This window comes from Mesorhizobium sp. P2_F5 (assembly GCF_056403715.1).
The window spans coordinates 321,703-334,429 of the sequence record NZ_JBFUEY010000009.1; the positions used below are offsets into that span (position 1 = coordinate 321,703).

Annotated in this window: 12 protein-coding genes; 1 reads left to right on the top strand and 11 read right to left on the bottom strand. The window is 64.1% G+C overall.

The features are described 5' to 3' along the window. Positions 1-10: 10 nt before the first annotated feature. From AC1DYO_RS15945 to AC1DYO_RS15965, 5 genes are all read right to left on the bottom strand, one after another. Positions 11-1,474, bottom strand: a complete 1,464-nt coding sequence (locus AC1DYO_RS15945; protein ID WP_192256718.1) for a RimK family protein — start codon at positions 1,472-1,474, stop codon at positions 11-13. A 1-nt stretch (position 1,475) separates the two neighbouring features. Continuing rightward, entirely contained in the window at positions 1,476-2,573 is a 1,098-nt protein-coding gene (locus AC1DYO_RS15950) for a peptidase C39 family protein (RefSeq protein WP_477264733.1), read from the bottom strand. 206 nt (positions 2,574-2,779) lie between these two features. Beyond that, positions 2,780-3,571, bottom strand: coding sequence for an anti-sigma factor family protein (locus tag AC1DYO_RS15955; RefSeq protein WP_477264735.1), 792 nt, complete (start codon positions 3,569-3,571; stop codon positions 2,780-2,782). Continuing rightward, the gene (locus AC1DYO_RS15960) at positions 3,568-4,086 is read right to left on the bottom strand and encodes a sigma-70 family RNA polymerase sigma factor (RefSeq protein ID WP_477264737.1); all 519 of its coding nucleotides are present in this window, start codon (positions 4,084-4,086) and stop codon (positions 3,568-3,570) included. Before AC1DYO_RS15960 ends, AC1DYO_RS15955 begins: the two co-directional genes overlap by 4 nt. A gap of 155 nt (positions 4,087-4,241) precedes the next feature. Further along, the gene (locus tag AC1DYO_RS15965) at positions 4,242-7,025 is read right to left on the bottom strand and encodes a DUF2339 domain-containing protein (RefSeq protein WP_477264739.1); all 2,784 of its coding nucleotides are present in this window, start codon (positions 7,023-7,025) and stop codon (positions 4,242-4,244) included. Positions 7,026-7,272: 247 nt separating this feature from the next. Here AC1DYO_RS15965 and AC1DYO_RS15970 point away from each other — a divergent pair, with 247 nt between their 5' ends. Then, a complete protein-coding gene (locus AC1DYO_RS15970; RefSeq protein WP_477264741.1) occupies positions 7,273-7,737 on the top strand; it encodes an NUDIX hydrolase in 465 nt (154 codons plus the stop codon). A 219-nt stretch (positions 7,738-7,956) separates the two neighbouring features. Here AC1DYO_RS15970 and AC1DYO_RS15975 read toward each other — a convergent pair whose 3' ends face one another. From AC1DYO_RS15975 to lepB, 6 genes are all read right to left on the bottom strand, one after another. Further along, positions 7,957-8,475 (bottom strand): PaaI family thioesterase, encoded by a 519-nt coding sequence (locus AC1DYO_RS15975; protein WP_477264743.1) that lies wholly within the window; start codon positions 8,473-8,475, stop codon positions 7,957-7,959. Between the two features lie 7 nt (positions 8,476-8,482). Next, positions 8,483-9,259, bottom strand: a complete 777-nt coding sequence (gene recO, locus AC1DYO_RS15980) for a DNA repair protein RecO (RefSeq protein ID WP_477264745.1) — start codon at positions 9,257-9,259, stop codon at positions 8,483-8,485. A 103-nt stretch (positions 9,260-9,362) separates the two neighbouring features. After that, positions 9,363-10,256: an aminoglycoside phosphotransferase family protein gene (locus AC1DYO_RS15985; RefSeq protein WP_477264747.1), complete on the bottom strand. Its 894-nt coding sequence runs from the start codon at positions 10,254-10,256 to the stop codon at positions 9,363-9,365. A gap of 44 nt (positions 10,257-10,300) precedes the next feature. After that, positions 10,301-11,233, bottom strand: a complete 933-nt coding sequence (gene era, locus AC1DYO_RS15990; protein ID WP_477264749.1) for a GTPase Era — start codon at positions 11,231-11,233, stop codon at positions 10,301-10,303. Next, positions 11,230-11,946 (bottom strand): ribonuclease III, encoded by a 717-nt coding sequence (rnc, locus tag AC1DYO_RS15995; RefSeq protein ID WP_477264751.1) that lies wholly within the window; start codon positions 11,944-11,946, stop codon positions 11,230-11,232. Before rnc ends, era begins: the two co-directional genes overlap by 4 nt. Beyond that, complete coding sequence (gene lepB, locus AC1DYO_RS16000; protein WP_477264753.1) at positions 11,946-12,695, bottom strand: signal peptidase I; 750 nt, start codon at positions 12,693-12,695, stop codon at positions 11,946-11,948. Before lepB ends, rnc begins: the two co-directional genes overlap by 1 nt. Between the last annotated feature and the right edge of the window lie 32 nt (positions 12,696-12,727).

The following is a 12,727-nucleotide window of genomic DNA, read 5'->3' on the forward strand; positions in this document are numbered from 1 at the left end:
TTTCCCCCAGTTACCGCCCGGGGCGGTCGAGCCGCTCCAGGAACCATTGCGTCAGCCGCACCCAGACCTCGTCCTTTTCGCCGGAATCCTCCCAGCCATGGTCGAGATTGGGGTTGTCGTTGACCTCGATGACGAAGACGCCATCCTTGGTTTCCTTGAGGTCGACGCCGTAAAGCCCGTCGCCGATGCAGCGCGCCGCCTTCACCGCCGTCTCGACGACATGCGGCGGCGTCTCTTTCAGCGTGAAGGTCTTGATGCCGCCCTGGTCGGGCTTGCCGCTGGCCTTGTGGTTGACGATCTGCCAGTGCTTTTTGGCCATCAGATAATGCACGGCAAACAGCGGCTGGCCGCCGAGTACGCCGACGCGCCAGTCATATTCGGTCGGAATGAATTTCTGCGCGATCAGGAGATCGGAATCCTCCAGCCATTCGGTCGCGAGTGTCTTCAGTTCCTCGAAGTTGCCGCATTTCTTGACGCCGCGCGAAAACGATGAATCCGGGATCTTCAGCACCAGCGGAAAGCCCAGCGTCTGCGCCGCCAGTTCGAGATCCGTGGTGCCGGCAATCATCACCGTCGGCGGCACCGGCACCTTGTTGTAGGCCATCAGCTCGTTGAGATAGACCTTGTTGGTGCAGCGGATCATCGACAGCGGATCGTCGATCACCGGCATGCCTTCCTGCTGGGCGCGGCGCGCGAAGCGATAGGTATGGTTGGAGATCGAGGTGGTCTCGCGGATGAACAGCGCGTCGTAATTGGCGAGCTTGGCGAGGTCCTTCCTGGTGATCGGCTCGATTTCGACGCCCATTTTTTCGGCGATCTTGGCCCAGTAGCGCAGCGACGAAATCTCCGACGGCGGCAGTTCCTCATGCGGATCGACCAGCGTGGCGAAGGTGTAGCGCGCCGGCGTTCGGCCCTTGGTGTCACGCCACTCGCGGTTCGTGTAGGTCTCGAGGGCCTGCACGAACAAGGCTTCTTCCTCCTCGGTCATCCTGGCCAGGGGCAGGAAGCCGATCTTGCGGATCGAAGCCCATTCGGCGCTGTCCTTGATGTGGACCTCAAGCGCCGGGGCGCGGAACCAGTCGAACAACAGCTTGGCGAACCGATCCCAGATCTTCGACGGGCCGATGCCGAAGAAGATGCAGACTTTTTGCGGAAAGACGCCGCCGAGATCCTTGCGGCATTTGTTGAGCGCCAGCTCCAGTTCCGGCAGCGCGTGCTCGTAGAGCTTGCGCTCCGACAGGTCGATCATCGTCTCGACTGTCGGGATGACCTTGTGGCCGCGCGAACCGGCGAGCAGCGAGGCATAGTAGCCGCGGCTCTGGTAGGCGTAATTGTTCGACAGGTTGATAACCTTCGGCTGCTGGCCGCGAAACAGCGCCGGATGCGCAAGATAATCACGGTTGGTGATGATCTTGTGCGGCGTCGCCGCTTGGTCGAGATCGTTCTGACGGCCGGTGAGGATGACCCAGGTCATATCAGCGTTTCCCAAGAGTGATGGCGGCACGCAGTCCGTCGCGGCCGAACTGCGCCATGTTCATGAAGATGCCGTGGGGGACGGGAATGTTGGCGGCATCGAGGATGGTCTCCTGTCTTTCGTCCTCGACCCAGGGATCGTGGATCAGGATGTGGTCGCCGTCGTCGCCGATGGCCAGCACCCAATGCGGCACCTTCTTGCCGAACATCAGGAAGCCGCTGATCAGCACCAGCACAAGTTTTCCCTGAGCCAGAGCGCCACGGATGTCGTTGATGGCGAATGGACGGTAATTCACCGGGATGCCGTATTGTTCCGCGCGGCGGCGAAAGTCGACCTGAGCAAGTTCCATCACCCGGCGCTTGTCCTCGCTGCGCACTGACTGCAGGAAGAGCGCGCCGTAGAAGGACACGAAGATTTCCGCCGCAAGCCCGTTTTCGTGGCCGGCCACCGCAAGGCCGAACGGCTCGCAGCCGCCGGGGCCGGACATCATGAACACGGTCGTCGCCTCACGCCACAGGCGGATTTCCATGACCGGATCGGGTGCGAAGCCGGAATCGAAATTGGCCATCGCCATCATCAGGCAGCATGGGCCGCAGGTGAACTCGCAGGTCTGCTGGTAGAACGGCACTTTGGTGGCGACCGGGATATCGCCGCGCAAGGTCTTCTCGTAGCGCAGCGCCGTCTCGCCATCCTCGTAGTAGTGAGGTTCGCGACCGATCTTGCGGTAGCCGCTCTGCTCATAGATGCGGATGGCGCGCAGATTGTCCTCGCGCACTTCGAGGCGCAGCATCATGCGGTCGTGCTCGAAGGCGGCCTCTTCGGCCGCTGCAAGCAGCATGCGGCCAATACCGAGGCCGCTGAAAAACGGACTGGTGGCAAGCGAGTAGAGCCGGGCGACGCCGCTGCCCTTGCGAAACAGCACCACGGCGTAGCCGGCGACGCGGCCATCGCTTTCGGCGACCAGCATCTCGGCGGTCTCGCGTTCGATCAACAGGCGAAAGGAGCGCCGGGAAATGCGGTCACTGGAAAAAACCGCCTTCTCGATGGCGGCGAGGTCATCGACGTCGGACGCGCGGGCCTTGCGAATCTCGGCAGGCATGCGGGTTCAGAAAACCTCGATTGAGTGGGTGGAAAGCCCCGGTCGAACACGTCGCAAACATCAGCCGAAACGCCGATATCAGCCAAGCGCTATCGCACCTTGAATAGGGCCGAATTGTGACAGGTTCCGCCGCGAGTGGCGGGCGGTGGCGGCGGCACCGCGAAGTGCGGCGCCGCCCGGTGCATGACCCGAAAAACGGAATGCCCTCAACTGGCGAGACCCGCCAGAAGCTGACCGTAGGCGCGCTTGGCGACCGCGGCCAGCTGCTCGCGCGGCAGCGAGCCGACGACGGCGCAGGCATAGCCCTTGTCCAGCCAGTAGACTGCCTCGGGACCGTCGGCGTCGGCCATATAGGTGCCCTTGGACTTGGCTGAGGAATCGGCGGTAACGAACAGGGAGATGCGCTGGCCCTTGGCGTCCTCGTAAAGCAGCATCGCGGCCTTGCCCTGGCCGGCGGGCAGCAGCCGGCCGCCAACCAGCTGGAAGCCCTCCGCCACCAGATCCGGCGCCACCAGTTTCAGGCCGACGCGGTTGGACAGCCAGGTCTGCAGATGATCCTTGTCGCTGGCCGGCACTTCCACCGCATGGCGTTGTTCGGCGGCATAGATGACATGGGCGGCGATCGCCTCCTCGGCCAACTGGTCGTCTGCCCCGTCATCCCTGCCGATACCGTCGATGCCGGCAAAATAGCCGCCAAAACCGCCGACGACGAGCACCGCGGCCGCCGCGGCCGCAAGCCACCAGCGCGAGTGACGCGCCGCTACCCTGGTCGGGCCTTCGCCGCGCACGATCTGCTTGAACAGCATCGGCACCGGCTCGTCGAGCACGCCGGCAAAGGCGGCGCGCAACGCGGCGCGGTCAGCGGTGTAGCGGGCGCTTTTCGCCTTCATCTCGGGATTGGCGTCGATCCAGGCGTCATAGGCGGCGCGCTCATCGCTCGGCAGTTCGCCGTCGAGGGCCATGTGGATGTCGCGTTCGGAAAAATCGCGGCGGGTCATTTCTCGACGATCCTTATCGAGCGGCGGCGCGCCGTGTCGTCGAGCAGGCTGCGCAGTTCTTCGCGCCCACGCGCTATGCGCGACATCAGCGTACCGGCGGGCACGCCGAGAATGTTGGCGGCCTCGGCATAGGAAAATCCTTCGATGGCGACCATGACGAGGGCGGCGCGGCGATCGGGGCTGATCGCCTGCAGCGCGTCGATGATCTCGCGCGAGGCGGCGTTCTCCGCCTGCTCGGCGGGAACTGCCTGCGCCTCGTTTGCGTCAAGCGGCAGGATCGCCGCCTCGCCGCGCCGGTTCGCCTTGCGCATCTGGTCGATGAACAAATGATGCATGATCGTAAACAGCCACCTCCGGGGGCTTTCTCCTGTCTGCCAGCTCTCGAGCCGCAAGAGCGCCCGTTCGAGGCAATCCTGGACGAGATCGTCGGCGGAATCGCGGTCGCGCAGAAGCGAGCGTGCGTAGCGGCGCAGGCGCGGTATTTCACCAAGGATTGCTGCCTTCTTTTCGTCCATGACCGCTGGTTCTGAGGTCGCCCTTGTTTAACTCGATTGAACGCGCCTTCCCGGCGCGGCGCAAGCAGCCAGCGCGAAGCGGTCTGCCGCCCCGGTCACCCAAGCACTGAGATAACGACGCCGCTAGCGGATTTATTCCTGGCTAAATGGAAATCTTATTGTTCTTGCTTGTCTTTATCCGCTTCCTTCGCCGCCCGGGTCAGCAGCCGCTGGTAGAACAGGCCGATGCCGATCAGCACGGCGCCGAGGCCGATGAAGGACAGCGCCCTGAGCACGCCTTCCAGCTCCGACATGTCGAACAGGAAGACCTTCACCACGGCAATCGCAATCAGCGCCGCCGATGCAATGCGGAGCACTTGCGATTTCAGCCAGACGCCGGCGGTCAGCAGGACCACGCCGATGACCAGCCAGAGTGCCGAATAGGTGTAGGTCTCAAGCTGGCCGAGGCCGCTCCACAGGCCGATGAACTCGCCCTTGAACACGCGCCTGACCGACAGTGTGGCATAGGCGAAGACAAGTAAGGCAGCCACAACGGCCAGCATCTGCGCATACCATGGCGGTCGCTTGTCCCTGGCATAGAGCGCCAGCCCGCCGGCGGCGATGGCCGGCAGCAGGTAGGCCAGGAACAACAGGTTGAACACCGGGATCTGGCCTGTCGATTCGTCGGTGAACAGCGGGTTCAGCACGAGGAAATGCTGGAAGGCGATGAAGGCGACCGAAACCACGCCGGCGGCCATCGAGCCGTAGCGCAGCACCGAACTTGGCGAGCGCATGTCGATGGCGACCAATATGGCGCTGGCACCGATGGCGATCAGCGTATAGATGGCCTGTTCGGCAAGCGTGACGGTGCCGGTGTCGATGACGCCGCCATGCATGGCGTGGCGCACCAGCATGGCGACGGTGAGCAGCGCGAACAGGGCTGCACCCGCTTCCATGGCAAGGCGCGGCCGACCATTGCCAGTTATTGGTAGTGCGCGGGTGGTGCGGGCGAGCTGCCAGGCGGCGAATCCGAAGGCCAGCGCCGGCACGCCGTATCCCGGCAGCAGCCAGTTGAATACCGGCGTCGTCGTCAGAAATTCGGCGCCGACGATGGTCGGATCGAAGGCGACGCGGCCAAGCACGGCGACAACCGCGCCAACCGAAATCCAGCCGAGCACCGGATAGCTGCGCCAGCGCGTGGCCAGCGCCGGCACGATGGCGGCAACGCCGGTGAGAATGGTCGTCCAGCCGGAACCGAACGCCATATGCAGCATCAGGAGGCCGGCCAGAGCCGAGCCGCCAAGCGCGAACGAGACGGCGATGTCGCCCTTCAGCGGCGGCTCTTCGGCGCGCGCGATCCATTCGCCGCCAGCGGCGAAGACGACGACCAGAAGGGCAGCGACCGCGGCATAGGCAAGGTCGCGGTCGAGATTGCCGTAGGCGAGCCACAACGTCAGCAGGATGACCAGCGGCGCAGCGACGCCCCATGCCGCCCAGCATGCCGCGCGGACCTGTGCCGTGGCGGCGAAGCGGCGTGCGGCCCAGAAACCGGCGCCGATGAAGACCAGGCCGAGGCCAATACCGAGGCGCAGCGTCAAGGGATTTCCGGCCGCCACCGGCATGCCGTCAAAGCCTATATTTCCCTGGGATATGTCCGAGCCGATGGTGGCGGGCGGAATGATGCCGAGATAGATCATCACGCTCACCACACCGGCGGCATGAAGCAGCGGCAAAGCGCGCGGCCGGTAGAGTGCGGTGGCGACAAGGGCGACGAGGACGAACGCGCCCGGCAAGGCGCCGCCGGCGGCGACCAGTGTCGTGTCGACGGACAGGCCGAGCGCCGAAAATGCAACGAAAACGCCCGGCACGATCGAGGGCCAGTCGAAGCCGTTCTTGGCAGTTTCCGCTTCGCCGCCACGATTGCCCAGCCAGACAAAGGCAAGCACAGCCACCGTCACCGCGTCGATGAACAGGATGACGGCAAGGTCGGTGCCGGGCGCAGCCATCATGTAGGCGATTGTCCAGGCGCCGGTGCCGAAGAAGGCCGCCGCGATTAGGAATTTCCAGTCGCGCATGCGGGCGATCACCGCGGTGGCGGCGAGTACGATGGCGAGATAGATGAACAGCGTCCATGGGTTGGGCGCCTGCGAGGACACAAGCGCCGGCGTCGCCATGGAGCCGACAAGGCCGATGCCGGCCAGCGCTTGGCCGTGGACGAGAGCGGCGACAATCGTCGCCACGCCGATGGCGCCCAGCACGGTGAAGGCAAAGGCCGGGCCGACGAAGCCGTAAACGGCATGGGCGGCATAGACCGTGCCGAACAGGATGAAGGCGCCGGCGGCCGTCAGGATCGCCGGGATATAGGCGCCGGCCACTCCTTCCACCGGAACCTTGAAGCCGGTGCGGCGGATGAACTCGCCGCCGCCGATGAGCACGAGGCCCAGCAATGCGGCCAGAGCAAGCCGCACTTCCGGACCGAAAATGCCGGCCTCGATGGTGTAGCGGATCAGGAACAGGCCGCCCAAGGCCAGCGCAATGCCGCCGACCCAGACTGCCCATCGTGTGCCGAGCGCGGTTTCGACCTCGGACTGGCGGGCGGCTTTCGCGGCGGCAGCCGGCGCGGGTCCGGTCAACGCCGCCTTGGCCGCTGCCGACAGTTCGGGCACGGGCTCGCTGGTGGCCGCTTCGGGCGCCGCGGCCGGTGCCTGCGCCGCTTCGGCTCCTGTTGGCAAAGCTATGTCGGCATTCGCCGCGGTGGCCTGGGCGGCATCCGCCGGCAGGCTGTCATTTGCGGCCGCATCAACCGCCTTGGCAGCGGGCGCGGCGACATTCACGCCGGACAGAACCAGGCTGCGCAGAGCACCGAGTTCGCGTTCGATCAGGCTGATGCGGCCCTGCTGGCGCAAGACGAGGACGAACAGCACGACAACGACGACAGCGCCAATCAGGCTCTCAAACATGGCGGTTCCCCCAAACCAGGCCAGTTTTCACTGACAATTGCGGCGGCCACACGGCCACCCCAGACGGCTATTCAAGTCACGCCACCGCAATGGTGACTGGAGAGAAATCATCGAGCATGTTTTGCCGGCAAATTCCAGCGGCCGACAGTCGTTATCCTCACCCATCATCTGAGATGGTCAGGAATGGCGCGCCACCGCCACTTGCCAGGGACCATGTTATTCTCAGGTGAACTCCAGGGAAAATCAAATGCCTAAAAGAAGCGCGGGACTGCTGATCCACCGGACAAAGGCCGGCATTCTCGAATTTCTGCTGGTCCATCCCGGCGGTCCCTTCTGGGCAAGGAAAGACGAAGGCGCGTGGTCGATCCCCAAGGGTCTCGTCGAAGAGAACGAGGATGGGTTGGCGGCCGCCCGGCGCGAGGCCGGAGAGGAACTCGGCGTCGCCATCGATGGCGATTTCGAGCCTGTCGGCAGCTATCGGCAACCGGGCGGCAAGATCGTCATCGCCTGGAGTGTCGAAGCCGATGTCGACGCCGATGCCATCAAAAGCAACATGTTCACCATGGAGTGGCCGCCAAGGTCGGGCGCGATGAAGGAATTTCCCGAAGTCGACAGAGCCGGCTGGTTTTCATTGGCTGAGGCCAGCCTCAAGATCCTCAGCGGTCAGCGCGCCATCCTCGATGATTTTGTGGCCCGGCGCAAAGCCGATTGAGCTGAGGCTCTTGCTCTACGAGTACCCCCACCCTAACCCTCCCCACAAGGGGGAGGGAACGCTGCCGCATGCCACCCCTTTTTGCGGTGAACCTGGGCGGTTTGCGGAGATCAGCGCCCATCGAGTCTCCCTCCCCCTCGTGGGGAGGGATTAAGGGTGGGGGTATTCGTAGGGCGCTATCCTCCGCTAGCCTTATTCGATTGCCCTGCCCCGGAAGAACTAGCGCGCGGTCAGATTGGCTGCTGGAAAGATCGAGCATGTCTCGGTGCCGAAGGCGAGCAACTTGCCCTGCGCATCCTTCAGCGTCGCTTCGGACACCGCCAGCGTGCGGCCCTTGTGGACGATCTTGCCCTCGCAGACCACTTCGCCTGTTTTCGGCGTGATCGGCCGCGTAAAATTCACCTTGAACTCGGCCGTCGTATAGGCCTCGCCCTTGTCGAGCAGCGTCTGCACCGCGCAGGCGAGCGCCGAGTCCAGCAGCGTTGCCGCCCAGCCACCATGCACGCCGCCCAACGGGTTGAGATGGCGTTCGCTCGGCATGCCGCGAAACACCGCACGGCCCTCCGAGACTTCGGTCAGGGTAAAATTCAGCTGGAAGGAAATCGGCGGCGCCGGATACTTGCCATCGATGATGCGCTGCAAAAGGTCGAGGCCGCTGTATTTGAGGAGGTCGCCAAGCGGAATGGTGCCGAGGCCAAGCGGCGACACCCGGCCGGGATAAAGTTCGACTTCGCTCATGAGATTCTCACGTCGTGATTTCTGGGAAGGCGCCTGCTGTTGCGGCGGCCTTGCCGCCCGAATGATGCTTGCGCAAGGCGGCGAGGAAGCCGGCACGGGCGTCGGGCTGATCGATGCCGCGCGGCTCGTAGACATGGCGGGTGAAGAAGAAACCGGTCAGCCGAAAGGCGTCCTCAAGTGCCGCTTGGTCGGCGCGCAGGCCGGAGCCGCGCTGCAGGAAGGCCGGCAGCGCCAGCATCTTGTCGCGCCATGGCGCGCCGGCCTGGCGCGACACTGCGCGGCCGGATTTCGGCGAGACATAGGCCAGGTCCTGCCTGGCGCCGGTCGCCGCGCACTGGCTGAGATCGAGGCCGAAGCCGAGCTCGTCGAGGATGAGCAGTTCAAAGCGCGCCACCAGCTCGCCGGCGGCATCGGCATCGTCGAGATGGGCAATCATCACGGCCAGCGTCTCGTAGAGACCACCATGGGCGTCGCGCTCCGGCAGGAGCCTGAGATGCGCGGCCATGGTCTGCAGCCCGTAGACGGCGACCGCGCTGTCCATCAGCCGGGCGGCGTTCATCTCGATCGCCTCGGCCTGGAAGGTGCCGAGATGCTCGTCGAGCCGGGCCCGCCACAACAGGTCGACGCGGTTGCCCGGCTGCAGCACCGGCTGCTGCTTGCGCGAGCGGCCGCCGCGCACCAGGCCGAGATGGCGGCCATGCGCGCGCGTCATCACCTCGAGGATGGCGCTGGTTTCGCCATGCTTGCGGGTGCCGAGAATGATTCCCTCGTCGCGCCATTCCATGGCGAGAGCTTGTCACCGGTTGCGTGGCGAAATCAAGATTTTGGCGCGCCGCGTGCGATCTGTGCTGACATTGGACCTCCGACACGTCGTTGAAACGCTATGATCACGTGAATTTCCTGTGGTCGGCCAGCACGTCGTCGATGACGCGGCGAGATCTTTCGGCCTCGGCCTGGTTCGCGTCGTGGCCGGCAACGGTGATCAGCGCCTTCCACAGCGTCCAGCCGCGGCCGCGCGCCCAGGTCGGCTCATCGACAGCGATAGCCGAACGGAACGCCTCCCTGGTTTCGCCTTCGAAGAACGTCCAAGCAATCGCGAGGTCGCAGGATGGATCGCCGACGCCGGAGGTGCCGAAGTCGATGACGGCGCTCAGCCGGCCGTCTTCGACCAGAAGGTTGCCCCAGGCGACGTCGCCGTGGAACCAGACGGGTGAGCCATGCCAGGTAGCGGCAAGAGCTGCGTCCCAGACAGCGGTGGCCGCCTCGGTATCGATCCGACCGCTCAGCGCGGCGATGGCCTGTCTTGCCTCGCTGTCATAGACGGTCAGCGGCCCGCCACGGAAGAAATTATGCTCGCCCGGAGCCGGCCCGCCCACCGGATCGATGCGCCGGAGCGCAACCAGGAAATCGGCCAACGCGACCGCGAACTGCCGGCGGTCGGCGATTTCGGCGGTCTTCGCCGTCTCGCCTTCGATCCAGCGATAGACCGACCAATGCCAAGGGTAGGTTTCCGCCGGCTCGCCCATCGCCAGGGGCACCGGGATCGGCAGCGGCAGAAGCGGCGCCAGCCTGGGCAGCCAGCGATTTTCTTTTTCGACCTGCAGCGCATACGGCGCCGCACTTGGCAGCCGCACGGTCATCGCCTCGCCGAGATGGAAGGTGCGGTTGTCCCAGCCGCCTGATGCCACCGGGCTCACCGGCAGATGCCGCCACTCAGGAAATTGCGTGTCGACCAGTTGGCGCACGAGATCGGTATCGATGGTCAGTTTTGGGTCATGCATGTCATCGTCTCAAACTGCCGGGCGGCATTTCTAGACGACGAAGCTCAATGGGGAAACTCCAGCCCCATCTCGCGATAGCGCTCGGGGTCGTCGCCCCAGTTCTCGCGCACCTTGACGAACAGGAACAGGTGCACCTTCTGCTCGAGGATGCCTGCTATCTCCATGCGCGCCGACTGACCGATGGCGCGGATCGTTTCGCCCTTGTGGCCGAGCACGATCTTCTTCTGGCTGTCGCGCTCGACATAGATGGTCTGGTCGATGCGCACCGAACCGTCCGGCTTCTCTTCCCACTTCTCGGTCTCGATATGGGAGGAATAAGGCAGTTCCTGGTGGAGGCGCATATACAGTTTTTCGCGGGTGATCTCGGCCGCCAGCTGACGCATCGGCAGATCGGAGATCTGGTCTTCCGGATAGTACCAGGGGCCGGCCGGCAGCGCCTGCGCGAGGTAGTCGAGCAGGTCCTTGCAGCCGGAGCCGGTCAGCGCCGAGACCATGAAGGTGCGCTTGAACGGCACTTTCTCGTTCGCTGCCGCGGACAAGGCCAAAAGCGCTTCGTGCTTGACCCGGTCGACCTTGTTGAGAATCAGCACCATCGGCTGGCGGACATCCTTCAACCGCTCAAGGATGGCGTCGGCGTCACCCCTGATGCCGCGCTCGGCATCGATCAGCRGCAGCACGATATCGGCGTCCTTGGCGCCGCCCCAGGCCGTGGTCACCATGGCGGTGTCGAGGCGGCGCTTCGGCTTGAAGATGCCCGGAGTGTCGACAAAGACGATCTGCGCATTGTCGTGCGTGGCGATGCCGCGCACGATGGCGCGGGTGGTCTGCACCTTGTGGGTGACGATCGACACCTTGGCGCCGACCAGCTGGTTGACCAGCGTCGACTTGCCGGCATTGGGCGCGCCGATCAGGGCGACGAAGCCGGAGTGTGTGGCAGGGGTTTCCGCTGCCGGAGGGAGATCTTCGCTGGCGGTCATGCCGCACTCCCTTGGTTGGCCCAGATGCCTTCGCGTAACAGAAATGCCGACGCCGCTGCTTCTTCGGCTGCGCGGCGAGAGCCGCCCATGCCGCTTGCCGGCGCAAAGCCGCTGACCCTCACGGAAACCGTGAAAACCGGTTGGTGTTCAGGTCCTTCGCGTTTTTCGATCGCGTATTCGGGCCTGATATCGCTGGTCTTGGCGATCCATTCCTGCAGGTCGGATTTCGGATTGGGCGGCTTTGCCACCACCTTTTGCGAACGCGGCTCCCAGTAACGCAGGACGAATTGCCTTGCCGCGTCGAGACCGCCATCGATGTAGACCGCCGCGATCAGCGCTTCGACCGCATCCGCCAGATAGTTTCCGCCCGAACCGCGCGAGCGCGCCTTCAAGGCGGCGTCGGCCCGGACCAGATCTTCCAGCTGCATTTCAATGCCGATCTCGGAACATGTCCGCGCATCGACCAGGGCATTGAAACGAGGCGCGATCTCACCTTCCGGCGCTTCGGGAAATTTCTCGAAAAGCAGGTCGGCAACGATCAGGCCGAGCACGCGGTCGCCGAGGAATTCGAGGCGCTGGTTGTTGCTGCTTGCCTTGACCGCACTGGAATGGGTCAGCGCGGTCTCGAGCAAACGGACATCCCGGAAGGAATGGCCGGTCTTGGCTTTCACCAAATCGGCCAGAGTTTCACCAGTCGGGCGCTTCAAAGCCATCAATTTACGAAATGGAACATGCGCGACAGGCGCACAAGCGACGGCCATTTCCAGATCTCAAGCGGGCTCGCCTTCCCTGCAATCGAGAAGAAGACGATGTTGGCGCGGCCGACCAGGTTCTCGGCCGGTACGTAGCCGACGCTGAGGCGGCTATCCGAGGAATTGTCGCGGTTATCGCCCATCATGAAATAGTTGCCCGGCGGCACGACGAACTCGCGGGTGTTGTCGGTAACCGAATTCGGTGTCAGGTCGAGCGTGTCGTAGCTGACGCCATTGGGCAGCGTCTCGCGATAGACATCGACTGGCTCAGGCACTTCCGTGATATCTGGATTTTCGATCTGGCCGGTCTTCACGCGCGGAACACCCTCGCCGTTGATGAACAGCTGGCCGTTCTTCATCTGGATCCGGTCACCGGGCAGGCCGACGACGCGCTTGATGTAGTCGAGCGACGGATCCGGCGGGAACTTGAACACCACCACGTCGCCGCGCTTCGGGTCGGAGCCCCAGATGCGGCCGGAAAAGATGTCCGGGCCGAACGGCAACGAATAGCGCGAGAAGCCATAGGACCATTTGGTGACGAAGAGATAGTCGCCTTCGAGCAAGGTCGGCCGCATCGATCCCGACGGGATCGAGAAGGGCTGGAACAAGAGCGTGCGGATGACCATGGCCAGCAGCAACGCCTGGATGATGACGCTGACGATTTCGCCAAGCCCGCCGGATTTCTTCTCGGATTTTTCAGCCACGCTCATGTCGTCCTCGATTGTGCGTTCGATGGTATAGA

What these genes read in the sequence shown, in the direction of transcription:
- AC1DYO_RS15965 (WP_477264739.1), bottom strand. Translation starts at nt 7,025, where the DNA reads ATGTTTGAGAGCCTGATTGGCGCTGTCGTCGTTGTCGTGCTGTTCGTC.
- lepB (WP_477264753.1), bottom strand. Translation starts at nt 12,695, where the DNA reads ATGAGCGTGGCTGAAAAATCCGAGAAGAAATCCGGCGGGCTTGGCGAA.
- AC1DYO_RS15975 (WP_477264743.1), bottom strand. Translation starts at nt 8,475, where the DNA reads ATGAGCGAAGTCGAACTTTATCCCGGCCGGGTGTCGCCGCTTGGCCTC.
- AC1DYO_RS15960 (WP_477264737.1), bottom strand. Translation starts at nt 4,086, where the DNA reads ATGGACGAAAAGAAGGCAGCAATCCTTGGTGAAATACCGCGCCTGCGC.
- AC1DYO_RS15970 (WP_477264741.1), top strand. Translation starts at nt 7,273, where the DNA reads ATGCCTAAAAGAAGCGCGGGACTGCTGATCCACCGGACAAAGGCCGGC.
- AC1DYO_RS15950 (WP_477264733.1), bottom strand. Translation starts at nt 2,573, where the DNA reads ATGCCTGCCGAGATTCGCAAGGCCCGCGCGTCCGACGTCGATGACCTC.
- rnc (WP_477264751.1), bottom strand. Translation starts at nt 11,946, where the DNA reads ATGGCTTTGAAGCGCCCGACTGGTGAAACTCTGGCCGATTTGGTGAAA.
- AC1DYO_RS15945 (WP_192256718.1), bottom strand. Translation starts at nt 1,474, where the DNA reads ATGACCTGGGTCATCCTCACCGGCCGTCAGAACGATCTCGACCAAGCG.
- recO (WP_477264745.1), bottom strand. Translation starts at nt 9,259, where the DNA reads ATGGAATGGCGCGACGAGGGAATCATTCTCGGCACCCGCAAGCATGGC.
- AC1DYO_RS15985 (WP_477264747.1), bottom strand. Translation starts at nt 10,256, where the DNA reads ATGCATGACCCAAAACTGACCATCGATACCGATCTCGTGCGCCAACTG.
- AC1DYO_RS15955 (WP_477264735.1), bottom strand. Translation starts at nt 3,571, where the DNA reads ATGACCCGCCGCGATTTTTCCGAACGCGACATCCACATGGCCCTCGAC.